Source organism: Paenibacillus agaridevorans, assembly GCF_003112455.1.
Lineage (GTDB): Bacteria > Bacillota > Bacilli > Paenibacillales > Paenibacillaceae > Pristimantibacillus > Pristimantibacillus agaridevorans.
Window position 1 is genome coordinate 31,332 of record NZ_BDQX01000116.1, and the last position, 23,552, is coordinate 54,883.

General features: G+C 52.3%; 23 protein-coding genes. 19 read left to right on the forward strand and 4 right to left on the reverse strand.

The genetic code is table 11. The features are described 5' to 3' along the window. Nucleotides 1-3 precede the first annotated feature (3 nt). The 8 genes from lpdA (at nucleotide 4) to PAT3040_RS12335 (ending at nucleotide 9,168) form a co-directional block, all read left to right on the forward strand. Entirely contained in the window at nucleotides 4-1,419 is a 1,416-nt protein-coding gene (lpdA, locus tag PAT3040_RS12300) for a dihydrolipoyl dehydrogenase (protein ID WP_108992882.1), read from the forward strand. A gap of 117 nt (nucleotides 1,420-1,536) precedes the next feature. Continuing rightward, nucleotides 1,537-2,049 carry an acyl-CoA thioesterase gene (locus PAT3040_RS12305; RefSeq protein ID WP_087569362.1) on the forward strand — a complete coding sequence of 171 codons (513 nt, stop codon included), beginning with the start codon at nucleotides 1,537-1,539 and terminating at the stop codon, nucleotides 2,047-2,049. Nucleotides 2,050-2,087: 38 nt separating this feature from the next. Then, entirely contained in the window at nucleotides 2,088-3,041 is a 954-nt protein-coding gene (locus PAT3040_RS12310; RefSeq protein ID WP_108992883.1) for a thymidylate synthase, read from the forward strand. 24 nt (nucleotides 3,042-3,065) lie between these two features. Beyond that, nucleotides 3,066-3,557: a dihydrofolate reductase gene (locus tag PAT3040_RS12315; RefSeq protein WP_108992884.1), complete on the forward strand. Its 492-nt coding sequence runs from the start codon at nucleotides 3,066-3,068 to the stop codon at nucleotides 3,555-3,557. Between the two features lie 238 nt (nucleotides 3,558-3,795). Beyond that, a complete protein-coding gene (locus PAT3040_RS12320) occupies nucleotides 3,796-5,283 on the forward strand; it encodes a glutamate synthase subunit beta (protein WP_087569265.1) in 1,488 nt (495 codons plus the stop codon). A 115-nt stretch (nucleotides 5,284-5,398) separates the two neighbouring features. After that, complete coding sequence (locus tag PAT3040_RS12325; protein ID WP_108992885.1) at nucleotides 5,399-5,716, forward strand: hypothetical protein; 318 nt, start codon at nucleotides 5,399-5,401, stop codon at nucleotides 5,714-5,716. A gap of 54 nt (nucleotides 5,717-5,770) precedes the next feature. After that, nucleotides 5,771-6,808, forward strand: coding sequence for a glucosaminidase domain-containing protein (locus PAT3040_RS12330; RefSeq protein ID WP_108992886.1), 1,038 nt, complete (start codon nucleotides 5,771-5,773; stop codon nucleotides 6,806-6,808). Nucleotides 6,809-6,846: 38 nt separating this feature from the next. Beyond that, nucleotides 6,847-9,168, forward strand: a complete 2,322-nt coding sequence (locus tag PAT3040_RS12335; protein ID WP_108992926.1) for a type IA DNA topoisomerase — start codon at nucleotides 6,847-6,849, stop codon at nucleotides 9,166-9,168. Between the two features lie 18 nt (nucleotides 9,169-9,186). Here PAT3040_RS12335 and PAT3040_RS12340 read toward each other — a convergent pair whose 3' ends face one another. Next, nucleotides 9,187-9,921, reverse strand: coding sequence for an HAD family hydrolase (locus PAT3040_RS12340; RefSeq protein ID WP_087569261.1), 735 nt, complete (start codon nucleotides 9,919-9,921; stop codon nucleotides 9,187-9,189). A gap of 129 nt (nucleotides 9,922-10,050) precedes the next feature. Here PAT3040_RS12340 and PAT3040_RS36980 point away from each other — a divergent pair, with 129 nt between their 5' ends. Next, the gene (locus tag PAT3040_RS36980; protein ID WP_179215653.1) at nucleotides 10,051-10,188 is read left to right on the forward strand and encodes a hypothetical protein; all 138 of its coding nucleotides are present in this window, start codon (nucleotides 10,051-10,053) and stop codon (nucleotides 10,186-10,188) included. A gap of 129 nt (nucleotides 10,189-10,317) precedes the next feature. Here PAT3040_RS36980 and PAT3040_RS12345 read toward each other — a convergent pair whose 3' ends face one another. Then, nucleotides 10,318-10,542 (reverse strand): hypothetical protein, encoded by a 225-nt coding sequence (locus PAT3040_RS12345; protein ID WP_108992887.1) that lies wholly within the window; start codon nucleotides 10,540-10,542, stop codon nucleotides 10,318-10,320. 151 nt (nucleotides 10,543-10,693) lie between these two features. On the opposite strand from PAT3040_RS12345, the gene PAT3040_RS12350 reads away from it, so the two are divergent. The 9 genes from PAT3040_RS12350 (at nucleotide 10,694) to PAT3040_RS12390 (ending at nucleotide 20,381) form a co-directional block, all read left to right on the forward strand. Further along, nucleotides 10,694-11,422, forward strand: coding sequence for a phosphonate ABC transporter ATP-binding protein (locus PAT3040_RS12350; RefSeq protein WP_108992888.1), 729 nt, complete (start codon nucleotides 10,694-10,696; stop codon nucleotides 11,420-11,422). Between the two features lie 101 nt (nucleotides 11,423-11,523). After that, nucleotides 11,524-12,132: a DUF3298 and DUF4163 domain-containing protein gene (locus tag PAT3040_RS12355; protein WP_108992889.1), complete on the forward strand. Its 609-nt coding sequence runs from the start codon at nucleotides 11,524-11,526 to the stop codon at nucleotides 12,130-12,132. Nucleotides 12,133-12,288: 156 nt separating this feature from the next. Then, complete coding sequence (locus PAT3040_RS12360) at nucleotides 12,289-13,920, forward strand: amino acid permease (RefSeq protein WP_181376586.1); 1,632 nt, start codon at nucleotides 12,289-12,291, stop codon at nucleotides 13,918-13,920. A 328-nt stretch (nucleotides 13,921-14,248) separates the two neighbouring features. Then, nucleotides 14,249-14,920, forward strand: a complete 672-nt coding sequence (locus PAT3040_RS12365; RefSeq protein WP_108992891.1) for an MOSC domain-containing protein — start codon at nucleotides 14,249-14,251, stop codon at nucleotides 14,918-14,920. Nucleotides 14,921-14,945: 25 nt separating this feature from the next. Further along, entirely contained in the window at nucleotides 14,946-15,935 is a 990-nt protein-coding gene (locus PAT3040_RS12370) for a phosphotransferase (protein WP_108992892.1), read from the forward strand. A 27-nt stretch (nucleotides 15,936-15,962) separates the two neighbouring features. Further along, the gene (locus tag PAT3040_RS12375; RefSeq protein WP_087569254.1) at nucleotides 15,963-16,886 is read left to right on the forward strand and encodes a polysaccharide deacetylase family protein; all 924 of its coding nucleotides are present in this window, start codon (nucleotides 15,963-15,965) and stop codon (nucleotides 16,884-16,886) included. 21 nt (nucleotides 16,887-16,907) lie between these two features. Beyond that, nucleotides 16,908-17,870 (forward strand): AAA family ATPase, encoded by a 963-nt coding sequence (locus PAT3040_RS12380; protein WP_108992893.1) that lies wholly within the window; start codon nucleotides 16,908-16,910, stop codon nucleotides 17,868-17,870. A gap of 4 nt (nucleotides 17,871-17,874) precedes the next feature. Further along, nucleotides 17,875-18,999: a DUF58 domain-containing protein gene (locus PAT3040_RS12385; RefSeq protein ID WP_108992894.1), complete on the forward strand. Its 1,125-nt coding sequence runs from the start codon at nucleotides 17,875-17,877 to the stop codon at nucleotides 18,997-18,999. Further along, nucleotides 18,996-20,381, forward strand: coding sequence for a DUF4129 domain-containing protein (locus PAT3040_RS12390; RefSeq protein ID WP_181376587.1), 1,386 nt, complete (start codon nucleotides 18,996-18,998; stop codon nucleotides 20,379-20,381). The genes PAT3040_RS12385 and PAT3040_RS12390 overlap by 4 nt, the downstream gene beginning before the upstream one ends. 115 nt (nucleotides 20,382-20,496) lie before the next feature. Here PAT3040_RS12390 and PAT3040_RS12395 read toward each other — a convergent pair whose 3' ends face one another. Next, nucleotides 20,497-21,474, reverse strand: coding sequence for a YpdA family putative bacillithiol disulfide reductase (locus tag PAT3040_RS12395; RefSeq protein ID WP_181376588.1), 978 nt, complete (start codon nucleotides 21,472-21,474; stop codon nucleotides 20,497-20,499). Between the two features lie 191 nt (nucleotides 21,475-21,665). Between PAT3040_RS12395 and PAT3040_RS12400 the strand changes: the two genes are divergently transcribed. Continuing rightward, the gene (locus tag PAT3040_RS12400) at nucleotides 21,666-22,187 is read left to right on the forward strand and encodes an ADP-heptose synthase (RefSeq protein ID WP_087569250.1); all 522 of its coding nucleotides are present in this window, start codon (nucleotides 21,666-21,668) and stop codon (nucleotides 22,185-22,187) included. A gap of 80 nt (nucleotides 22,188-22,267) precedes the next feature. On the opposite strand, the gene xerS is transcribed toward PAT3040_RS12400, so the two are convergent. Beyond that, nucleotides 22,268-23,362, reverse strand: a complete 1,095-nt coding sequence (gene xerS / locus PAT3040_RS12405) for a tyrosine recombinase XerS (RefSeq protein WP_087569249.1) — start codon at nucleotides 23,360-23,362, stop codon at nucleotides 22,268-22,270. Between the last annotated feature and the right edge of the window lie 190 nt (nucleotides 23,363-23,552).

The window sequence follows — 23,552 nt, forward strand, 5'->3', positions numbered from 1 at the left end:
CATATGGTAGTTGGAGATGCTTCCCTGGATATTGACACTCTAGTCATCGGCGCAGGCCCCGGCGGTTACGTAGCCGCCATCCGCGCGGCTCAGCTCGGCCAAAACGTATTGGTCGTAGAGAAGGAACATGTCGGCGGCGTATGTCTTAACGTTGGCTGTATCCCTTCCAAAGCTCTGATCAGCGCAGCTCATCAATACGAGTCCATCAGCCACGCTTCCGCATTCGGCATTGAAGTGGGAGAAGCGAAGGTCGACTTTAACAAGATGCAAGAATTCAAAAACGGAATCGTCAAAAAGCTGACGGGCGGCGTTGCTTCCCTGCTGAAGGCGAACAAAATCCAATATTTCCATGGCGAAGTCATGTTCATCAACGAGAACGAAGCACGCGTCTTCAACGATCAAGAAGCGCCGCGCTACCGTTTCAAGAACTGCATTATCGCTACGGGTTCCCGTCCGATCGAGTTGAAGGCATTCCCTTACGGCGGCCGCATCGTTTCCTCGACAGGCGCGCTGAGCCTGCCTGAAATTCCGAAGAGCCTTGTCGTTATCGGCGGCGGCTACATCGGCATCGAGCTTGGCCAAATGTACTCCAAGTTCGGCACGAAAGTAACGGTAATCGAAGGTTCCGATTCCATCCTGCCTGGCTTCGACAAAGACATGTCCTCGATCGTCGCGAAGAAGCTGAAAGGAACGAATGTCGATATCGTTACCGGCGCGCAAGCGAAAAGCGCGGAGCAAACGGACAAAGACGTTACGGTCACTTACACGGTAGGCGACAAAGAAGAGAAAGTAACGGCTGATTACTTGCTCGTAACGGTCGGCCGTCGTCCTAATACGGACGGCGAGCTAGGTCTGGACCTGATCGGCGTCAAAATGACGGACCGCGGTCTGGTCGAAGTCGACCAGCAATGCCGCACGAGCATCCCGCATATCTTCGCCATCGGCGACATTATTGCAGGTCCTGCTCTTGCGCACAAAGCGATGTACGAAGGACGCATTGCCGCAGAAGCGATTGCTGGTCAGCCAAGCGTTGTCGACTATAAATGCGTGCCTGCCGTCTGCTTCTCCGATCCCGAATGCGCAAGCGTCGGCCTGAGCGAGAAGGAAGCGAAGGAGCAAGGCCACAATGTAAAAGTGGGCAAATTCCCGTTCGCGATCAACGGCCGCGCCATGTCGCTTAACGCCAACGAAGGTTTCGTGAAGCTGGTATCCGACGCTGACTCCGGTCTTGTACTTGGCGCGCAAATCATCGGTCTGGAAGCATCCAACATGATCGCCGAGCTTGCTCTGGCTATCGAGATGGGCGCTACGCTTGAAGATATCGCTCTGACGATTCACGCTCACCCTACACTGGGAGAGATCGTGCTGGACGCTGCCGAGGTTGCGCTCGGACATCCGATCCACACTTTCGTCAAATAATTGAGTATTATCCTATAATCGACAAGAGGTCTCGCCGCATTGGATGCGGCGCGGCCTCTTTTGCTCATTGTCAATCTTTTCGTTAACGGCGTTAATGATCGTAAGGAGATGGATAACATGATGTCTGAAAGCAACGAAAAGGTTCAGCTTCCAGCCAAACCGTCCAAAGACTCCAGAACGTTGATGACACAGCTCATCTTCCCCCTGGATACTAATCATCATGATACAATGTTCGGCGGCAAGCTTATGGAATACATGGACAAAGTTGCGGCCATATCCGCCATGAGGCACGCTCGCATGCGGGTTGTGACTGCGTCGACAGACAGCCTTGATTTTCTCGCTCCTATCCATGTAGGCGAGGTTATTGAAGTGGAAGCATTCGTGACGTGGACCAGACGCAGCTCCATGGAAATTTATGTGTCCGTGAACTCCGAAAATTTGTACACAGGCTCACGTAAAACGACTGTTACTGCTTTCTTTACCTTTGTGGCACTGGATGAGAACGGCAAGCCTGCCGAGATATCCAAAGTGTTCCCCGAGTCGGAATTGGAACGTCAGCTTCATGCCAGCGCTCCGGCGAGACATGAGCTTCGGAAGGCTCGCAAGAGCGACAGAACGTCAAAGGCGTGATATAATACTGGGATAAATAAGCAAGGAGCGATAGGGTTATGAGCAGCGAAAACCAATATTTGCAGTTGCTGCGAGACGTGCTCAAAAATGGCGTCCGCAAGGAAGACCGAACGGGTACGGGCACGATTTCGACGTTCGGCTATCAGATGAGATTCCCGCTGTCGGAAGGTTTTCCATTATTAACAACAAAACGCGTATCCTTTAAAATGATTGCGAGCGAGCTGTTCTGGTTCATGCGAGGCGATACAAACATCCGATATTTGTTGCAAAACAACAACAATATATGGAATGAATGGGCGTTTAAGCGATGGGTGGAAAGCAGCGAATATTCGGGTCCAGATATGACCGACTTCGGCCTGCGCTCCCAACGGGATGAAACGTTCGCGGAGGCGTACAAGCTGGAGATGGCTGCCTTCAAGTCCAAAATTCTGGAAGACGAGTCGTTTGCCGAGCGTTATGGCGAGCTAGGGGATGTCTACGGGAAACAATGGCGGGCATGGAAGACCGCGCGGGGGGAGACGATCGATCAGCTTGGCGATGTCATCCGCACGATCAAGAGCAATCCGGATTCGCGCAGATTAATCGTATCGGCCTGGAATCCGGAGGATGTGCCGACCATGGCTTTGCCGCCGTGCCACACGATGTTCCAATTCTACGTGGCGGAAGGCAAGCTGTCCTGTCAGCTGTATCAGCGCAGCGGCGACATCTTCTTGGGCATCCCGTTTAATATAGCAAGCTACGCACTCCTGACGCATCTAGTGGCGCACGAATGCGGCTTGGAAGTCGGTGACTTTGTCCATACGCTGGGAGACGCGCATATTTATAGCAATCATTTGGAGCAAATCGAAGCTCAGTTGAGCCGCGAGCCAAAAGCGTTGCCGATCTTGCGCATAAATCCGGACAAGTGTTCTGTATTCCAGTTCGAGCTTTCGGACTTGTTATTGGAAGGTTATGATCCGCATCCGGCGATCAAAGCGCCGGTAGCAGTCTGATGCCCCGGAAGAGAGGTTAGAACATTGACCATAACATTAATCGCGGCGATGGACCGCAATCGTACAATAGGCAAGGGCAATGCCATGCCATGGAAGCTTCCTGCGGAGATGGCTTTTTTCAAAGCGAACACTTTGGGAAAGACCGTATTGATGGGACGCAAAACATTCGAATCGCTAGGCGGCAAGCCGCTTCCCAATCGACGCAATATTGTATTGACCCGTCAGACAGACCTCGAGCTTCCGGGCAGCGAGATTGTTCATTCCGTTGAAGAAGCGCTTCGATTGATCCCGGAGGACGAAGAGCTGATGATTATCGGAGGCTCCGACATTTACGCGCAGTTCCTTCCTTACGCAAACAAAATATTGCTGACGGAAGTTGAGACAGAGATCATAGGTGGAGACGCAGCTTTCCCCGAATTCAATCCAAAGGAATGGCGGCGTATCGTCGGCGATCGCAAGGAGCCGGATGAACGCAATGCCTACGCCTTCACTTTCGTAACCCATGAGCGACTATAGATGAATTTGACTGCTTCCTGCGGTGTAGACATGATTTGACGAACGATTTGTCAATAAGTGCAAATGATTGTACGGATAATCCATTAACCATCCCGTCACCGGAATGCTAGGATATTATATTATAGTTACCGAAATTTACAACGGGTTGAAACGGTTGAAAAATGAATGGATTCCCGATATATTTTTAGAGAGAGCAGGAGATGCAGCAAACGGGAATACGGATGGAGGAATAGCGATCATGTCTACACCAACGGGATTTATGGAATATCAGCGCGAACTGCCAGCCGATCGCGACCCGATTGAGCGCATTAAAGATTGGAACGAGTTCCACAAGCATCTGTCAGACGAGCAGCTTCGCACGCAAGGCGCGCGCTGCATGGACTGCGGCACTCCTTACTGCCATACGGGCATAGAGCTGGCTGGATCCGTCTCCGGCTGTCCGGTCAACAATCTCATACCAGAATGGAATAACTTGATCTATAGAGGGTTATGGCGCGAAGCGCTGGAACGCCTGCACAAAACAAATAATTTCCCGGAATTTACCGGCCGCGTTTGTCCTGCTCCATGCGAAGGTTCTTGCACGGTAGGCCTGATCGGCGATGCCGTTACAATCAAGACGATCGAGCAAGCGATCATCGATCGTGGTTTCGAAGAAGGTTGGGTTGTTCCGCAACCGCCTAAAATGCGTACAGGCAAACGAGTTGCCGTCGTGGGATCCGGCCCTGCCGGGATGGCTGCGGCGGCACAGCTCAACAAAGCCGGGCATACAGTAACGGTGTACGAGCGCGCTGACCGTATCGGCGGCTTGCTCACTTACGGCATCCCGACAATGAAGCTGGAAAAACATGTCGTACAACGACGTGTTGATCTGATGATCGAAGAAGGCATCGAGTTCGTGACGAATACCGAGATCGGCAAGGATATTGCAGCAAGTGAGCTTCTTGCGCAGTTCGACGCTGTCGTTCTATGCGGAGGCGCTACGAAGGCGCGCGACGTAGAGATCGAAGGCCGCGATCTAAACGGCGTTCATATGGCGATGGATTACTTGAACGGTACGATCAAAAGCTATCTGGATTCCAATCTGGAGGATGGCAAATACCTCTCCGCCAAGGACAAAAACGTGATCGTTATCGGCGGCGGCGATACAGGAACAGACTGTGTCGCAACGGCATTGCGCCATGGCTGCAAGTCGATTACGCAATTTGGCACGGTCGGCAAGGCGCCGCTTACGCGCGATCCGATCAAAAATCCTTGGCCGCAATTCCCGAATGTGTATACGCTGGATTACGCACAAGAAGAAGCCAAAGCGTTGTACGGCGATGATCCCCGTGCTTTCTCCGTCCTTACGAAGAAGTTCGTAGGCGACGAAAACGGCAATCTAAAGGAACTGCACACCGTTCAAATCGAACGTACGGTCGATGAGACGGGGCGCAGAATCTACAAGGACATCCCGGGTACGGAAAAAGTATGGCCGGCAGATCTGGTTTTCATCGCGGTAGGCTTCGAAGGACCGGAGTCGACGCTGATCGACCAGCTCGGTCTAGAGCAAGATCGCCGTTCCAACGTCAAAGCGAAATACGGCGAATACAGCACCAACGTTGATAAAGTATTCGCTGCAGGCGATATGCGCCGCGGACAAAGCCTTGTCGTATGGGCGATTAACGAAGGTCGCGAGGTAGCTCGCGAAGTTGATAAATATTTGATGGGTTCCTCAATGCTGCCTTAACGCAGCCGAGGAACGTCTTCCATAGGACATGGAAGAGTCAAGAGAAGGTAAAAGCGCCCTCGGGCGCTTTTTCTTGCTTTTATGGTATTATCGTATAGAAAGCGAGGAATGAACGATGATCAAATATGGATTGGATACGGTCGCCGAGCTCAAATTCAGCTCCTTCGAATTCCGTATCGAGCGCAGGGATGAACAATGGGTCGATATTTACTTGCAGCCTGGGCTGGAGGAAGAGACATCGGTCCCAAGCGATATGATCGCCTTTACGATATGGGTCATCTGCACGCATGACGGGACCGTCGTACAAATGCTGCCGCAAGATGAGGATTGCGACTGCGAATACGGCTTCACAGTGGGGGAGAAGGAGCAAATTGCTGCTTTTATTGCCAGCGAAGCGGTTCAAAGCGAAATCGCCAATCTAACTTCGCCGTAAGCAGGGAAGTTATGGTAGAATCGGTGTAAGAGATTCGTAGGAGGGGAACTGCGGATGACAGCCGATCAAGCTTATGTGCTTACACCTCGGGACGTACGCCAGATACGAAATTACGTATTGAACAAATACGCCGGGATGCCAAGCCGCAAGCGCGCTGAGATCGTTGCCGATGCGGTATCGCGAATCATTTACAGACAGCTTCCCGATTTCGACGGGGCTGTTAAACATGCATTAACAAGCCAACTGATCCGTACGATCGTATTAGAGGAGAATCGATCTGTCTGCAGCGATGATATTTTCCAACTATGTATAGAGCTTGATCACAATGATGAAGCGATACGCCGGCCTCTTGATCGGTGGGTCAGGGAGCAGGAGCGCAAGCTGCAATCAACTGCAGAATTAAGTACTGCGGAGATCGGAATAAGGGATTGGTCAAGCGAGTCTCCGATTAACGCGGCTGCAATGCCAGACAGTCATAACAAACGCATGCGTCGGCGAGTGCTAACGTATGGCCTTCTATGTCTGCTAATCGTTGCATCTATTACCTTATATACGTGGCAGTCAGCAACCCCCATCCTGCAAGGAGGGCGTCCTTCCGTCGTTGTACCAGTGCCTGATCAGCAGCTTGTCGAGGCTCCACCGGCCGCTCTTAACGAATTGCCTGCCGGATTGCGGTATGCTGAAGTCGATCGGGAACGGTTAATGGCTTATTTAAGTGAACGGAATTCGTTATTGGCGGAAAAGCATTATTTGGATGCGATTCTAAACACCGCGGAGCAATTCGACATTCATCCTGCATTGCTGTTCGCGATTACGGGGCAAGAGCAGGGGTTCGTGCCTGTCACTCACAAGAAGGCCAAACAAATTGCGAATAATCCATTTAACGTCTTCCACAGCTGGGAAGAGTTTAATACGAATATCGAACAATCATCGGCTATAGCCGCTAGGACGATTAATCGTCTCAGCAAGGACAGGCCGTCGGATGTGGATCCTATTGTCTGGATTAACAGAGAATACGCGGAGGATCCAAACTGGTCGAAAGGCGTCAGCTTGATCATGCGTGACATTGTAATGTCATTGGATGGATCCTAGCAGCCTGGAATGAAGCAAGAGAGGGAGCGGAGCTCATGATGAAGACGCTGGTCATTGCAGAAAAGCCGGATATGGGACGCAACATCGCTTCCGCTATTGAACCGAAGGCGAAAAATCATCGAACTTATATCGAAGGCGAACAGTATATCATTACATGGGCGATCGGTCATTTAATCGGACTCGCTGAGCCCGACGCTTATGATGAGAAATATAAGAAGTGGAATATTCAGCATTTACCCATTATTCCTGATCAATTCAAGCTAGTGCCCAATCGCAAAACGATCGACCAGCTTAAAGTCATCGGGGAGCTGGCCAAGCGATGCGGCTCGCTTGTAAATGGCTGCGATGCCGGGCGGGAAGGGCAATACATCTTCTCGCTTATTCAACGTCACTTGAAGCTGAAGCAGCCCGTTAAGCGGCTCTGGATCTCCGATTTGACGCCGGAGACGATTCGCAAAGGATTCGCGGAGCTAAAGGAAGGCAGCGAGTATGACAATCTGACCAAGGCTGCCACCGCGCGCAGCGAAGCGGACTGGCTGATCGGCATGAACGGCTCGCGCGCGTTTACGACGAAGCATAATGTCCTGCTTTCCGTAGGGCGCGTGCAGACTCCCGTGCTGGCCCTAATTTACGATCGGCAGAAAACGATCGAGGCGTTTACGTCCCTGAAATATTTTGAGGTGGAGGCGACCTTCATCCAGGACGATACGACGTATCGGGGGATGTGGCAAGGCGAACGGATGACGGAGAAGGAAAAAGCAGAAGCGATTGCGGCCAAGGTAAAGGGCAAATCGGGGAGGATTACCACCTACGAGATCAAGGATGTCAAGGAATACCCGTTCAAGCTGTATGACCTGACCTTGCTGCAGAGGGAAGCGAACGGCAAGTACGGCTTCTCGGCCAAAAAGACGTTAGACACCGCCCAATCCTTGTACGAGAAACACAAGGTCATTTCTTATCCGAGAACCAACTCTAACTACGTGACGGAACAGAACATCCCTGAGATGCATAAAACCTTGCAATCGTTAAAAGGGACGACCTATAACGAATGGGCCGAAGGCGCGAACCGTTCCCTGGTCCATAAGGGGAATAAGTTCGTATGCAATCCCGCCAAGGTCGAGGATCATCATGCGATTTTGCCTACCAATCGCAAAGCCGGAGGATTGTCCCCCGATGAACAGAAGTTGTACGATCTGATCGTCCGAAGATTCTTGTCCCACTTCTATCCGGCAGCGGAATATAAAACGCATACCGTTGTGACGGAGGTAGAGGGAGAAAACTTCAAAACGAACGTAAAGGAATTGCTCAGTTTGGGCTGGAAGGCGATTTATGCGGACCAGAGCAAAGGCAATGAGAAAAGCACGAAGAAGGGCAAAGAAGAGGATGCCGTGCAAGAAGACGAAGTGAACGAGCCCTTTAATCTTGACCGCGATCGTCCCGTGTTGTGCCGGAATGCGGCGATGAAGGAGAAGGACACTCAGCCTCCCAAAGCTTATACGGAAGGCACGCTGCTTAAAGCGATGGAAAGCGCAGGCAAGCAGATCGAGGATGAGGAAGTTCGAGATGCCATGAAGGATTCCGGGCTCGGAACGCCTGCGACGCGCGCGGCCACGATAGAACGGCTTAAAAATGTGGGTTACATCGAGATGCAAGGCAAAAGGATTTTGGTCACGCAGAAGGGTAGGACGGCCATCGAGCTCATCCGTGCGGCTGGCGTAGAGCTGCTTACTTCACCCGAAATGACGGGGATGTGGGAGAAACGACTGACTGAAATTGCGCGCGGAGGGGCATCCAATCTGCAGTTCATGGACAACGTGAAGAAGTTCGCCACTATGATTGTGGAGAAGGTCAGACTGCAGTCGCGTGCGGATGTAGCGGCATTTGGGTCTGAGCAGTCGGCGGAGCGCGGCAGAGGAAAAGGGGCGGCTCGTGGACCACGCTCATCTACAAGAGGGAGAACTGGAGCCGCAGGGAGAAGCGAGACCGGCGTAGCCGCCAGTGGAGCTGTAAAAGCAGCGAGTCGAACAGCAGTAAAAACAGCGTCAAAAACAACGAGTAAATCTTCGGAGCAGGTCCAGGACGGAGAGCCCCGGACTATAGCGGCGTGTCCGAGACCGGGCTGCGGCGGTCGCCTCTTTATGGGACGCAAAGGCTATGGCTGCTCCAATTATCGCAGCGGCTGCAAGTTCGTCATCTGGAAGGAAAGCTTCGGCCGAAACTTGACGGAGGCGCAGGTCAAGGCGCTTGCGGAGAAAGGCAAGACAGCCAAGCTGAAGCTGGTCCTGGATGACGGCAGCAGCATCGAAGGCCGCATTGTCGTTCGAAACGCCGCAAACGGCGAGTTGGCTGTTGAGAATTAGTTTGTGTACCTTTATTTATTATTTGCCAATAAAGCGGTGAATCGCCGGAGGAACATCTTGCAGATGATCCAGCGTCAGGAACGCGCCTTTAGGCTGCACGTTAATGCCAATGACGTTGTACTGCCATTCCTCCAATGTCCGCATATGAATGGCGTGGATGCCGGCTGTTAACGCCGGTACGACGTCCGTACGGATGGAGTTGCCGATCATCCAGGTGTGTTTCCGATCGAAATCGCTGTTCTTCAGGATTTGCTCCAAGGCATCGTTGTTTTTCAGTTGGCGAATGTAGATGCGCGAGCCGAAGTAACGCTCCAGATTCATCTGCTCGATCTTGCGGCGTTGGATAAGCAGCTCTCCGCCTGTATAGAGATGAAGCTCATGTCCCGCCTCGGCCAGCGCGTCAAGCGTCTGCTCCATATGGGGATAAGGCTCTGTCTGATGTTCGTAGACGCCAAGACCCAGCTTCCACAGGAAATCGACTTCCACGGCTGAGCGCTTGCGTCCGGTCAGATCGCTGTAATACGCGTAGGTATCAATAAAGGATTGTGGGAAATGTTCGCTCTTGAAGCCGCTGTTCCCAATAAGAGCAACATCGATTTCGTGCTGCATCTCCCTTACGGAGTCAGCCGTTACGACCTCGTACCCTTGAAACCAGGTGGTCATGGAGTCAACGAATTGGTCCACTACGAAGAAAAAGTATTTGTTGCAATAGATAAGCGTGTCGTCGAGATCGAACAGGATCTGTTGTTTCATATGTGCAGTCTCCTTTGGCAAGGGTATAGCTGTGTATGATCAATCTACCGTAAAGCCATTGCAGAGTCAATCCAGAGGAGCTACATAGATTGGTCCTCACCTTCGCATAATGGTAGTGGAGGTGAGGACATGCCGCATAACAAAAGCAACAAAAAGGACAACCTTTACAACGAATCCAGCATCAACGAACCGGAAGTGACGGTCAAAGCGGAGAAGGGGGCTAAACGCCCGCCAAGCTTAAATGGCATTAACAAGCAGCAGAGTTAGCCAAGGGAAGCCGTTCCCATAACGGGAATCGCCTGATCGCTATGTTGCTTAAGCGCTACAACAAAGGGGCTGTCAAAGTCGCATTGACTTGAACAGCCCCTTATTCCTATATAATAAATCAAGTCGGAATTAAGCGTATTTCAATTGCGAAGCAGCCACGACATTTTTAATGAATGCGATGCGCTTGCGTACGTAGAAGTCACGGCTATCTCCCCTTAAATCCTTGGGGCGTATCACCTCCTCCGTGTTGTTATCGATGATAACAAGTTTCCCGTCATTGTAAAACTTGAAAGTCAAATCTCGGTGTGGACGTGCTTTCTCGACATAGCGGAAATTCTCACAGTTGGTCTTCATGGTGATCTAGCCTCCTTATAGGGTTTATGAAGTTTTAGAACGTTTGTTCCTATTTTTATTATACCAAACATTTGTTCGGGTGGAAAGTGTTTTTTATTTCACGTAAACTAGATTTATAGAAGCTTTTGCAGCGACAGAAAGGGAGCGGAAGATGCTACGGATAAAAGGATTGACGAAACGTATTCCCGGAGGACCGAAAGTACTCAGCGACATCAGCTTCGATGCTTACGAAGGGGATTTTATCGCGGTGAAAGGAAGCAGCGGCAGCGGCAAGTCGATGCTGCTGAAATGTCTTGCCTTGCAGGAAGCATGGTCGAGCGGAAGCTATCATTTCGACGGCAAGGACGTGCTCGGGGGCGGCTGGTCTGCCAAGATGAAGGTCAAACGCCAGGTAGCCTATCTGGAAGAGAAGCCTTACTTGAATCCGGACAAAACAGGTCTCAAAAACGTCATTATCGGTTCCGTCAGTCAGACACCCGCGTGGAGACGATGGACAGGCATGATGCGCAATGACGATTACATGGGCGCCATGGACATGATCGAGAAGCGCGGTTTGATCGACAAGGCCCATATGAAAGCGAAGCATCTCAGCGGCGGCGAACGTCAGCGAATGGCGATTGCCAGGGCGCTTGTGCACGGTGCAAAGGTAATCGTGGCGGACGAGCCGGTATCCGGACTTGATCCGCATGCGGCGGATGCCGTGCTGGGCGAGTTGAAAGCGCTATGCAAGGATGAAGGCATTATCGTCATAGCCGTCCTGCATCAAGGCGACTGGGCAGAAAGGTATGCGGACCGGATTCTCGGCCTTAACGGAGGGCAGCTGGTGCTTGATGTGTACGGCCGCAGATTGACCGAACGAGAGAAACGACAGTTGGATTAACTTATTTCGGGAAAATTGCATTTTTGGATGGATCTCGAATGGAATAGGCAGAACGGAGCATAGAATAGAGCATCTTTCAAGACAGGAAGGTGTGTTCTTCTATGCCTACTCCCAATCCGCTCGTCGTGCGGACGGTAGTATTTACATTTCCGAAGGCCAGTATTAAAATACCGCAAGTGTCGGGGAGCTCTCATCCAGGCGCCGACTTGCTTATGAACGAAACGATTATGGCCCATGTCCGCCAGCTTGTTCACGAGCAGGGAAGCTTGGAAGACCCCAAAGCGGAGATGATCGGCTACTTCGAGCTCAAGACGAACGAAAAGGACGTATTCAGCTTGTCGTTGATCAACTATGCCTACACGGGAGGAGCTCATGGCATGACGCTTCAGGTCTCCCTGACGTTCCGATCTTCGACGGGCCATACTTATGAGCTTGAACAGCTCTTTAAGCCCGGAAGCGATTATGTTGAAGTAATTAGCAAGATTGTGGCGGCTGGAATCAAGGCAAGGGGAATCGAAACGCTAGAGCCTTTCAAGGCAATCTCGCCGGAGCAATCGTTTTACGTTGCCGACCGTTCGCTTGTGATCTACTTCCAATTGTATGAATTGGCTGCTTACGTATACGGCTTTATTTATTTCCCTATCCCGGTTTACGAACTGCAAGCTATCATTGCGGAGGATGGACCGCTTGCTCCAATGCTGGAAGGGTAGAAACGACTTATAGTAGATTCCATAAATAAAATATCGTAATAATTGAAGCGTCCTGCCTGTTGGCGGGGCGCTTCTTGGTGCGCTTGGCGGTATTTGCCGGCAATAAGGGTCATGCTGTATGAAGCGCGATCATACATTATCGTAGGAGGCGATACGATGGTCGTTGCAATATTAGGCGTGCTGCTTGCCGCCATTCCGTGCTTGTTCAGTGTACTGGTCGCCCGGAAGGCTCAGCGAGGCTTGCGTGCCGGCACATACCAAAGTTTGATTCCATATGGCAAGGACATGCAAGCCGCACAGGATAAAAGCGAGCTCCAGCGGTTCGGTCTGCCGCAGGTTCTGCCCCGTAAGGGGGGAGGTCTGTCCGCCGCCGCGAAGTCGTTTAACGCAATGGGCATGGTCGGCGGCGCCGCCTTATTATTTGGTCCGGCTCTCGTATCCGGCGGACCGTCTGTCATTGGGTTCGGCTTACCGCTGGTCGCGTTGTTATCACTCTGCGTCAGCGCGGCAATCGCCGAGCTGGCTTCGGGAGTTCCGACTGCAGGAGGCGTCTACCATGCCGCTTATCAGCTCGGAGGACGCAAGTGGGGGATGAGGGCGGGTTGGCTTCAGCTTGCGGGAAAAATGGTCAAGCTTGCATTGTTTATAGGAGGCTTTGCATATTTGGCTGATGGTCTGCTGGCCTCGCGATTGGGGTATGAAAGCTCGGCGATTTCGTTGTTTATCGTTGCCGCAACAGCTGTTTTGACTCAAGCGTTAATTGGGCAATATACATCCGGAATCTCGGAGAAAATAGAAGCAGGGGGCACATGGCTTCAATTAATCATAATGTTATTGGCGCTTGCCGGGCTCACATGGTTGTTCTGGCCAGGGGATTATTCTCCCGTTGTTTTGTATCAAGGACTGGATATCGGCTTAACGGATCCTGTCGGGCTGCTGCCGTTCGTCATCGGTTTGTTGTTGCTGTCTGCCTTGTTTACGGGCATGGATGGGGCCGGGCATGGAGCAGAGGAGATCGTGGAGCCGCGTATACGCGTCCCGTGGGGAATTTTTTTGTCCAGCTCCTATACGTATATAGGCTTGTTGATCGTTTTGCTGCTTATGTCGCTTATCGCCCTGCCTGGAAGCGGGGTGCTTGGGGAAGCTTACGGTGTTCTTCAAACGACGGGACTTACGAGTTTTACGGAATATGCCGCCGCTGCCTGGGGAGGCTCTTACATGCTCCCGGCGCTAATTCTCCTCTCTTTGTGGCAGAGCGGTCTGCAAACAATGACGTCTTGCTCCAGAGTCGCGTTTAGCTTGGCGAGGGATGGAGCGATTCCGTTCAGCAGCAGGCTGTCGATGTTCTCCTATCGACGAAACGCTCCCCTGTACGCGATTTGGTTTGCCGCAACGGCGGCTATCTCGCTGCTTGTCAGTACAGTTGTATTGCAAGCAAACGAGAGCTTTATGGCCCTTGTATCGGCTTCGATTGTCTTATTGCATCTAGCAGCCGCAATCCCGATCGGCCTCAGATGGCAAGTGGATCGAAAGGCTGGGGCGGCCAAGCGTCGGATGACGAAAGAGGCATTTAAATCGCGACATGGGGCCAGCGATCCGCCGCCTCCCTGGCATTTGGGGAATTGGGGGCAAGCCATCCGCTTGGTGGCGTTGGTCTGGCTCGTATTCAGCGCTATTTTGACAGCGGGTATCGTTCATTCGTTCGGAGGTATCGTTGCTGCAGTCGTCATGCTTGCCGGGACTGCGGGCGCTGGCCTAATTGCGGTTAAGCAACCGTCAAGCCATTGAGAAGGATAGCCGGGATTATGAACACGTCGACACAAGAATCTTGAGAATGTTCAGACAATTATGACAGGGAAGAGAGTAACGGGAAATGGAAGGGGAAGGTTGGGAAATGAAGGTCTGTTTATAATAATCATTTCCCGGGGAAGCGCAAGTTTTTACAGAATGAAGATTGTTTCGACAGCGCCGTCCAATAATGGGAGGAGAATGTGTCGAAAAGGGAGAAGTTATGAAAGGTGGCAGGTTTGGTCGGGAAATAAACGAGTTTTTGCCATGATCTCCCTCCTGGGCGTATAATAAGAAGGATAGAACAGTTACTAGGAGGGGCAGTTGCATGGTACATACGGCGGTCACGCCTGCCATCTTATCGCTGCAGGTCGGGAAACCCGTCCTTATTGCCCATGGCGCCAAGGAGGTGCTCAGCGGCATTTTCAAGGCATCAACAACGGATGCGGTATTTGCAGGTGCAAATGGCCTGGAGGGGGATGGTCAAGGCGACTTGATCAACCATGGAGGACCGGACAAAGCGATATGCGTATATAGCGCGGCCCGATATCCTTACTGGGAGTCCGAATTCGGAAGGCCATTTCTGCCAGGAGCCTTCGGAGAAAATCTGACGATCGGATCCTGGACGGAACAGGAGCTCTGCATTGGCGATATCGTAGCGGCAGGCGAAGTTCTGCTGCAGGTTAGCCAGCCGAGGCAGCCTTGTTACAAGCTGGGACTTCGCAATGAGCTCCCGGAGCTGCCTGCACGAGTTCAGCAGACGGGTTACTCCGGCTTTTATTTCCGAGTGCTGAAGGAAGGATATTTGGCTGCCGGAGAGAAGCTTAAGATCGCAGAACGCCATCCTGCCGGAATTACCGTCATGGAGGCGAATCTCATCATGTATCATCAAAAGGATAACGAGTCCGCCATCCTGAAGCTGCTGAGCGCGAAAGAGCTGGCTGCCAGCTGGCAAGAGCAGCTGGGCAAGCGGCTGGACAAGCTTCGCGGCGGAGCATAACGTTACCCGAGCGGAGAGGAGAAGCATGGTGTCCGACATTGAACAACAAGCGGCAAACGCAGCGTCGCGATATGGCTGGCAAGGTCCTTATCGCATAGAAGATGCCGCAGTCAGCGGCATGAACAATACGACACGAATCATCAGCTGCGGCATGGACAAATACGTGCTCAGACTCTATAACAACCATGGCGATGCGGATACCGTTCGTCAGGAGCATGACATGTTGAAGGCGCTTTCGAACGAGAAATTAGCGTTCCGGATCCCGAGTCCTGTCTACAACCTGGATGGAAGTACAATAACGCAACTACCGGATGGCAAGCTTGCTTGCCTGTTTAACTACATAGAAGGAGAACGTCCTTCGCCAGAGAAAAGTACCCATGTGGAGGCGCTCGGATCGGCATGCGGCGAGCTAAGCCGAATCCTTAGCGGCATTAAATTCAGAGCAGTTTCCGGGTACAGCCCCTATTATGATTTGGCAGAGACATATGCCTCCATGGACAAGGCTTCGCTCCTCGGACTTGCCGACAGCGATGCCGGCATTGCCGAACGGATCCCGAAGCTGGAATATTTGCAAAAAGAAAGGGAACGCGCGCTTCAGGCTTGCATGAGCGTGGCCCAATTGCCGCAGCAATGGATTCATGGCGACATTTGCTTCGGAAACGCGCTGAGCATCGGGGACGCCATCTCAGGCCTTCTCGACTTCGAATTCGTCACGATGGATTGCCGTGCCATGGAGCTTGCCGTCCTTCTGGTTGATCTGCTGAAGCCGGAGTTGGCGACAGGAAGCAAGGAACGGTTGGAGCTCGCCGCGCGGGCCTTCCAGACCGCGGTCCCTCTCACCTCCGTAGAGAGGAATCTGCTTCCGACGCTAATGAGGCTGCGTTTACTTGACGTAGCGCTTCACTTCGCCGTTCGTTACCGCGATGGTCTGGACGGTCCGGAAGTATTGGCGGACATAGTGGACAACTGCGCTTTTGGTTGCGAATGGCTTGCGTTTAACCCTCTTGATTTTTGAACTCACACTACTTAGGAGGAATCAGGAATGAGTCTTGCACAAGCGTTAGGATATAAGGAATCTGACCGATTGCTGTTAGTAAATGCAGACGATTACGGTCTAAACCATTCTGTGAACATAGCGGCTCAGGCCTTGTTGGAATCGGGCGATATCAGCTCGGCTACTTTGATGACGCCGTGTGCCTGGGCGAGAGAGGCTGCGTTATGGAGTGCCGAACGTCCGAATCTGGATGTTGGCATCCACTTTACCTTCACAAGCGAGTGGGGGCCTTATAAGTGGGGACCTGTTACGACTAATGCGGATGTATCCTCGCTCGTAACGAAGGAAGGATATTTCCATGCCGATTCCAAATCGTTCGAGGAGCATGCCGATGGCGAGCAAGTAAAAATCGAGTTGATAAATCAAGTCGAACGCGCGATAGCTCTGGGCATGCAGCCTTCCCATGCGGACAATCATATGGGCAGTCTGTACGGCCTGCAGACAGGCAAACACTTTATGTCGCAAGTGCTGGACGTATGCGCGGCGTACGGCCTGCCGTTCCGCCTCCCGAGATTTGTGACGACGGAGCCTGGACAGGTCGCTCCGCCGCATGTGGAGGAACAGGCCAGGCAAGTTGCCGCGCTCGCGGATTCCAAAGGCGTGGTCATTCTCGATTATTTGGTGGGACTGCCTTTCCGCCTGGAGGAGAATGAAACCTACGACGGCTTCAAGTCGTCGATGAAAGCCTTATTGTCGGGATTGCAACCGGGCGTAACCGAGCTGATCATCCATCCTTCCGTTGCTAACGAAGAATTGAACGTCTTCCATCTGGAGCCTGCGAAGCGGGTGATGGAGTACGATATTTTCCGGGATGAGGAGATCAAGCGGCATTTGAAGGACGAAGGGGTTATTATGATCCGTTGGAGCGATCTCCGCAAGCTTCAGCAGGAGCGGGCAGGGCAAGGTCAATAACAAGAAGGGACTGTGGAATGGATGTCATATGATTTCATCAGGACGCTGACGCAAGATGTGAAGACGAATATCGGGAAAGTAATCGTAGGCAAGGAGGATGTGATTGATCTGCTGTTGATCGGATTGATCACCTCCGGTCATGTACTGCTGGAGGACGTGCCGGGCACCGGCAAAACCATGCTGGCCAAGTCGTTCGCAAAATCGTTGTCGCTCGACTTCAAACGGATACAATTTACGCCTGATTTGCTGCCATCCGATCTCAGCGGCATTCATTTCTATGATCAGAAGCGGAACGACTTCGTCTTCCGAGCCGGCCCGCTTTTTACGAATTTGCTGCTGGCGGACGAAATTAACCGTGCGACGCCACGCACGCAGTCCAGCTTGCTGGAATGTATGGAAGAGAGACAGGTGAGCATTGACGGAGAGACGAAAACGCTGGATCGTCCGTTTATGGTCATCGCAACGCAGAATCCCGTCGAGCATCAAGGCACGTTCCCGCTGCCCGAGGCGCAGCTCGACCGCTTCTTGTTCAAGGTGAGGATGGGCTATCCGAGTCAGGACGAAGGCATGGCGTTGCTAAAGCGATTCAAGTCGGAGGATCCGCTTGCCCGATTGGAAGCCATTGCAGGCTCAGCCGAGATTGAAGCGGCACAGCGCGCATATGCGACGGTTCCGATTCACGACGACGTGCTCCGATACTTGCTGCAGCTGGTTGAGCGTACACGGGGACGGGAGGATGTGGCGATCGGAGTCAGTCCGCGTGGCAGTCAAGCGCTTCTGCGCGCTGCTCAGGTGCATGCCGTTCTCAAAGGCAGGGACTTCGTCGCGCCTGATGATGTAAAAGCAATGGCTAAGCCGGTGATGTGCCATCGATTATCGCTTCGCGGAATGGCAAGAGGAGCCCAAGGAGAAGCCGAGAGGATTATCGACGATATCATCAAGGGAACGGAAGTGCCGGCGGAAGCCGGGCTGACCGTAGGTTGACGGCATGATTTTTTTCTGGTTCCTGTTGACTGCCGCTCTTATTATATACGTGCAGGGCGTGTTATTCCGCCGTTATTCGCTTAGAAACTTGAAGTATACAAGACGGTTCCAGAAGAACACATGCGTGCGCGGCGACGAGATCGAGCTGATCGAGGAATTGTCGAATGAGAAGTGGCTCCCCGTCCCATGGCTGAGGGCGGAATCGCAATTGTCGGCTCATCTGAAGTTCCGGGGCGGAGACAACTTCGCCGTCAGCAGCGGCCAGCATTACCAGAATCATCGCAGCTTCTTCAGTCTTGCTCCCTATACGAAGCTTACGCGCACGCATCGCTTGACGCCTGTCCGCAGAGGTGTGTATACCCTCAGTTCGATTACGATGACGGGCGGAGATCTGTTCGGGAGCATTGGCGTCTCCCAGCAGATCCACTTGCAAGGCGAGCTTCTCGTATATCCCAAAGCCGCGGACGTTCCCGTGCATGAGCTGCCGCATCATAGCTGGCAAGGCGAGACGGAGGTTAGACGATTTATCGTCCCTGATCCATTTGTCGTAGCGGGAGCCCGAGCTTACCAGCCCGGCGATTCCTATCGTCAGGTCAACTGGAAGGCAACGGCCCGCTCGGGCAGTCTGCAAGTCCATCAATACGCTTACACGGCGAGCCGGACGCTGATGATCTACGTGAATGTAGAAGACGGAGAATCCATGTGGCGGACGGTGACGAACGAGGCCCTAATCGAGCTGGGCATCGAATGGGCGGCAGGAGCGGCGCTGGCGGTAATTAATGAAGGCATGGAAGTCGGTTTCGCGGCGAATATGGCCAAGGTGGGCGAAATAGACTCCGTTCGCGTACTCCCCAGAAGCGGGCATGATCAGATGAACATTCTGCTGGATACGATGGCAAGGCTGAAGCTGGAGCGGACAGAGCCGTTCCGTACGCTGCTCGCGCAGGAAACGGGAGTCGGCTATAATTGCCTCGACCTGCTCATTATATCCGCCTATTGGAATGACGAGCTGGAGCGTGAGTCGGAACGTCTGCGCGGACTTGGACATGCCGTCTCCGTATGGACTTTGCCATCCGCCAAGGCGTTGGCAGATGGCGACTCGTTGCAGGAAGGAAGGGCTGGCGCATGAACGAATGGCGATCATCGAATTCCCTTCTCAAGAACGTGGCCAAGGGGCTGGCCGAGCTATTGTTTTTTATGCCGATCTGGCTGACGGCTGGGCTGTATCTCATCCCCTCAGCGTTCATCATCCTTTGGTGCCTGTTGTTGCTCGCTGTATATGTTGTCGCTGCTGCGATTGCGGATCGCCGTCCCGTCATGCGTATTGCGTCGCGTTGGTTAATCTCGCTTGTTTTAGCCGCCAGTACGGGCCTTGTAATTGGCGGACTTGGCGGGGGCTTTAGCGATTACAAGTTATGGATCGCGGCCATCGTTTGCGGCATCGGCATGGCTGAGCAAGGAGCCGCCATGATCCGAAAAGGCTGGGCGGAGTCGTTCCATACAGTGAAGATGGGCGTCGGAGTACTGGCTTATATGTTGTGTATTCCTTTTTCTTATTGGTTCCTTCATGAGCTTGCGGATCTGCGAATCGTCTTGGCGTTATGCGGCATTCTAGCTGTCCTTTTGGGGTTGTACATCCTGAATGACCGCCATCTGTCGAAGGAGTCCGTGGATGGTTCCAAGTCCAGGACGCTGGTTGAGGCGCGTCGGCGCAATAGGTGGCTGCTAGTAGCCTTATCCGTTTTTATGCTTGTGCTTGCGGCTTTTCGGCAAATCCAGCAATGGATTGAGGACACTGTATTGGCAGGGCTAAGAGGTTTGTTTGCCAGGCTGGGCAACGGAGAGGAGCCGCCGCAGCCCCCTCCGGATCAGCCGCCGCAGCAACAGCCTGAGATGCCGCCGATGGAGAGAGGCGAGCCCGCTCAATGGCTGGTATGGCTGGAGCAAATCGTCAAGATTGTCGTCACGATTTTGATCATAGCCGCAGCTCTATTCTTGTTATATTGGCTGGTTAAGCGGTTAGCTGTTATAGGCAGGAATTGGCTGGACAGGCTGCTTCAAAGACAGTCTTCTATAAGCCAAGACGAAGGAGCTTATACAGATGAGATCGAGAGCTTAATGTCATTAACCAAATGGAGAGACCGGATGGCTGACAAGCTGAAGTCTCGCCGTGGCGCCAAAGGCGATTCCGAGCCAGGCTGGGATGAGATTTCGGAGGGAAAAGAGCGGATGCGTTGGTTGTATCGAAGATGGCTGCGAGGGAGTATGCGCCAAGGCTACGAGCCGCAGCCTTATCTCACGCCGCAAGAAGTTGCGCATGACTTGGCGCAGTGGAGAGGCGGCGACGGCGAAAGGCCGGGAGGCGAGGAGTTTGTCCGAGGTTATGCTTCTGTGAGATATGGAGAAGCTCAGCCAGGCGAGGAACAGCTCGAAGGGCATCGTCGTTGGGTGGAGGAACAAATTTCCGCCGAACGTGCTTCGGGAAGCAGACGAAGAAAATCCCGGGATTAAAGATGCTCAATTCAAAGGACCTCGAAATCCACGACATGGTGGAATGCGAGGTCCTTTTGCGTCTTTGGCAGCAAAGCAGTGATTATAAGTGAGTGAATATCCTCTATAAGCAAGCTTATAATTTGCTTCTTATATCCTCAACGATCTTTTGCCCGTGGAAACGTCCCGATTCGATAAAAATTTCGTTCGCCTCATGTCTGGAGGCCACTACGCCGGCAAGGTAAATTCCAGGTACATTGCTCTCCATCGTGTCTTCGTTGAACGTCGGGTAACCTTCGTCTTCCATCGTTATGCCTGAAGCGGTCAGAAATTGGCGGTCCGGATGGAAACCTGTGAGAGCAAGCACGAAATCGTTAGGAAGCTCCGTTATGCCTTCGGGAGATTCGATGATAACCGCGCGTGGAGTAATCTCGACGACTCGGGAATTAAACTTCATAACAATGGCGCCATTGTTTACTTTGTTCTCGATGGTAGGCCGTACCCAGGGCTTGATGCTTCGAGAATAGTCCTCGCCGCGGTACACGATCGTGACTCTGGCGCCGACCCGCTCCAGTTCAAGCGCGGCATCGATGGCAGAGTTGCGTCCGCCGATGATCGCAACCTCCATGCCGATATAGGGATGCGCTTCGCGGAAAAAATGGCTCACTTTTTCCGATGTCTCGCCGGGAATGCCTATCATATTGGGATGATCGAAGTAGCCGGTCGCAATGATGACGTTTTTGCTTTCGTAGGACAATGCATCTCCGTGGCGGTCATGTCCTCCCAGTACGAAGCTGCCGTCCTCCCTGCGTTCGATGGAAGTGATCGTTTCGTAAGGCCGGATACGCAGCCCATGACGCTGTGCGGCAGTTCGATAGTAGTGCAGAGCTTCGATCCGCGAAGGTTTCTCGTTGGCGGACGTAAACGGAACATTGCCGATCTCCAGCCTGTCCGCCGTGCTGAAGAAATTCATGTACGTAGGGTATTGGGAGATGGAGTATGCGATATTACGTTTTTCAATGACAAGCGGGTTCAGGCCTGCTTGCTGCAGCTCGATGGCAGCCGCCAGTCCGCAAGGCCCCGCCCCGATTATTATGGCTGATTCCAATGACATGATGCCGATCCTCCTGAATGATAAACTAACTTTACATTAGAACGGGTGCAAACATTTTCCTCTATATTACCCCCGAAGCTTCGCCAATGGCAAATTTGGCGAATGTCTGTCTTGTACAGCCTACGGAATATTGTATAATAGGAGGAAACGCTTAAGTAAACCACCAACAAGATCTTACAGGGGGAGAAGCCATGCAACGACGGTTTGTAATCGAAGCAGTAATGGTAGCCACGTATGGCCATCTGCTCGTCCCGAGTCGTCCCGTTGATTATGTCATTCCATATACATCGATTGCGGAGCTTTACGATATGAGAGATAGCCAGGAGCCCGTCATGGATGACCCGGATGATGATGCGCACGTCAAGGCCAAAATTAATGAACTTATTGCATTCTTCGAGGATTCCCTGAATCGGAAGAAGATCGAAAAGGCTTTGCAGGTGCCGTGGAGAGAGAGCGCTCCGTTGCTGCTGAACGACAGTATCCAATTTACAATCGTCAATGCCGTGGACAACGCGCAATATGGGGAGATTTTCGACCCCGTCGAGACGGAATTGCTGCTTTCCAGCCTCAAGCTTAACGTTCCGCTGTTGTCCGATCAATTCGAATTTCAAGATAAGCTTATCGATGCGGAAGTGCCGGTACAGGTATACGACATCGAGGATTTCGAATTCGCCGTTGAAGAAGGCATTACGCCTGTCGATATGGAGCTATAGTTCGCAGCCGGACAATAAAGCCGTCAGCGGATAAAAAGGGAGATCCAACATAAAGGGCAAGCGGGAGACGCTGGGAGGCGTCAATCCGGCTTGCCCTCTTTTTGTCTTCTGTCGATGGCTTCCGCCATTGTTTTATCCGTCAGATGCGCATAGATTTGCGTCGTCTCGGGAGAAGCATGTCCGAGCTGCTCCTGCGTCTTGTAGATATCGTTTTGCAAATAATAGTCCGTCGCAAACGAATGTCTGAGTTTATGTACGGAGAGATAGGGCTTGCCGAATCGCTTGGCATACTTGATCACCATGGCCTGAATCGCGCGTTTCGTCATGCGGGAGCCTTCATTTTTGCCGTTAGCGATGGCGAGGAACAGCGCTTTCTCCTTGCGCGGCGACTTGTATCTGGTTTCCCTAATGGCGATATACGCAGTCAGGTCTTCGACGGCTTCCTGACGGAAGTATACGGGCGTCTTAAAGGTATCGTCGTTCTTGCCCTTGCGAAAAACATAACAAAGCTTCTTTTTTAAGTCGATATCGTCCACGTTCAAGTTGACGACCTCGGATACGCGCAGTCCGGAATGAAGGATAAAACTAATGATGCAAGCATCGCGAACGCTATTTAGCTGAAACGAATGGGAGGCTTGTTTATTGTCTGCTACGTCCGTGCCGTAATGGACCTTAACGTAAGCCATAAATTCCGCTATCTCTTCCTCTTGCAGCAGCTTGCCCTCCAGCTTGGCCGCCGTGTCCTTGGGCTTATGCGTCCGTTTGATCGTAACTTTGGCCATAACATTACGCTTTAGCAAAGGATAGAAGTCGTCATCCTCCGCGATTTGGCTCAAATAATGAAAGAGAGAGCGAAGGGACGAGAGCTTGCGCGAGATCGTCGTTCGATTATTGCGCTCCGGCTTGTGCGTCGAAAGAAACATCCGGTAGTTGTCGATGCTCTCCATCTTAAGCACCTCCAGCTCAGTCAGCTTGACTTCGCGGTAAGAAGATGCCTCCGTCAATCCTTCCGCCATCAGCCACTTCATAAATGTTTCGTAATCCCTTACATACTCGAGGAGAGAGGAAGGGGACAAATCGGGAAGCTTATAAGCGATAAATTGCTCGATATACCAAGGCATAGATGGAAGCTTGGCATCAAGCTCCTCACGGTCCTTCTGCTTAAGCAGGTTCATGCACTAACGCCTCCTGTACCACAGCCTGGTCGGCTTATAAGCCGACTCTATGTTCTTATTGTAACAACGGCAACAGCCGGGGACAACAGGCTCGGTGACTTACATGGACGAGTATTTTTAAAGAAATAGCAATTATATGTAATTTCTGCAGATCGGTTACATTCCAGCCGGGGCTATGTTACACTCTTAC

Bases quoted from the DNA above. Each gene is read 5' to 3' on its own strand.
- lpdA (WP_108992882.1), top strand. From the start codon at position 4: ATGGTAGTTGGAGATGCTTCCCTGGATATTGACACTCTAGTCATCGGC.
- PAT3040_RS12305 (WP_087569362.1), top strand. From the start codon at position 1,537: ATGATGTCTGAAAGCAACGAAAAGGTTCAGCTTCCAGCCAAACCGTCC.
- PAT3040_RS12310 (WP_108992883.1), top strand. From the start codon at position 2,088: ATGAGCAGCGAAAACCAATATTTGCAGTTGCTGCGAGACGTGCTCAAA.
- PAT3040_RS12320 (WP_087569265.1), top strand. From the start codon at position 3,796: ATGTCTACACCAACGGGATTTATGGAATATCAGCGCGAACTGCCAGCC.
- PAT3040_RS12325 (WP_108992885.1), top strand. From the start codon at position 5,399: ATGATCAAATATGGATTGGATACGGTCGCCGAGCTCAAATTCAGCTCC.
- PAT3040_RS12330 (WP_108992886.1), top strand. From the start codon at position 5,771: ATGACAGCCGATCAAGCTTATGTGCTTACACCTCGGGACGTACGCCAG.
- PAT3040_RS12335 (WP_108992926.1), top strand. From the start codon at position 6,847: ATGAAGACGCTGGTCATTGCAGAAAAGCCGGATATGGGACGCAACATC.
- PAT3040_RS12340 (WP_087569261.1), bottom strand. From the start codon at position 9,921: ATGAAACAACAGATCCTGTTCGATCTCGACGACACGCTTATCTATTGC.
- PAT3040_RS36980 (WP_179215653.1), top strand. From the start codon at position 10,051: ATGCCGCATAACAAAAGCAACAAAAAGGACAACCTTTACAACGAATCC.
- PAT3040_RS12345 (WP_108992887.1), bottom strand. From the start codon at position 10,542: ATGAAGACCAACTGTGAGAATTTCCGCTATGTCGAGAAAGCACGTCCA.
- PAT3040_RS12350 (WP_108992888.1), top strand. From the start codon at position 10,694: ATGCTACGGATAAAAGGATTGACGAAACGTATTCCCGGAGGACCGAAA.
- PAT3040_RS12355 (WP_108992889.1), top strand. From the start codon at position 11,524: ATGCCTACTCCCAATCCGCTCGTCGTGCGGACGGTAGTATTTACATTT.
- PAT3040_RS12360 (WP_181376586.1), top strand. From the start codon at position 12,289: ATGGTCGTTGCAATATTAGGCGTGCTGCTTGCCGCCATTCCGTGCTTG.
- PAT3040_RS12365 (WP_108992891.1), top strand. From the start codon at position 14,249: ATGGTACATACGGCGGTCACGCCTGCCATCTTATCGCTGCAGGTCGGG.
- PAT3040_RS12370 (WP_108992892.1), top strand. From the start codon at position 14,946: ATGGTGTCCGACATTGAACAACAAGCGGCAAACGCAGCGTCGCGATAT.
- PAT3040_RS12375 (WP_087569254.1), top strand. From the start codon at position 15,963: ATGAGTCTTGCACAAGCGTTAGGATATAAGGAATCTGACCGATTGCTG.
- PAT3040_RS12380 (WP_108992893.1), top strand. From the start codon at position 16,908: ATGTCATATGATTTCATCAGGACGCTGACGCAAGATGTGAAGACGAAT.
- PAT3040_RS12385 (WP_108992894.1), top strand. From the start codon at position 17,875: ATGATTTTTTTCTGGTTCCTGTTGACTGCCGCTCTTATTATATACGTG.
- PAT3040_RS12390 (WP_181376587.1), top strand. From the start codon at position 18,996: ATGAACGAATGGCGATCATCGAATTCCCTTCTCAAGAACGTGGCCAAG.
- PAT3040_RS12395 (WP_181376588.1), bottom strand. From the start codon at position 21,474: ATGTCATTGGAATCAGCCATAATAATCGGGGCGGGGCCTTGCGGACTG.
- PAT3040_RS12400 (WP_087569250.1), top strand. From the start codon at position 21,666: ATGCAACGACGGTTTGTAATCGAAGCAGTAATGGTAGCCACGTATGGC.
- xerS (WP_087569249.1), bottom strand. From the start codon at position 23,362: ATGAACCTGCTTAAGCAGAAGGACCGTGAGGAGCTTGATGCCAAGCTT.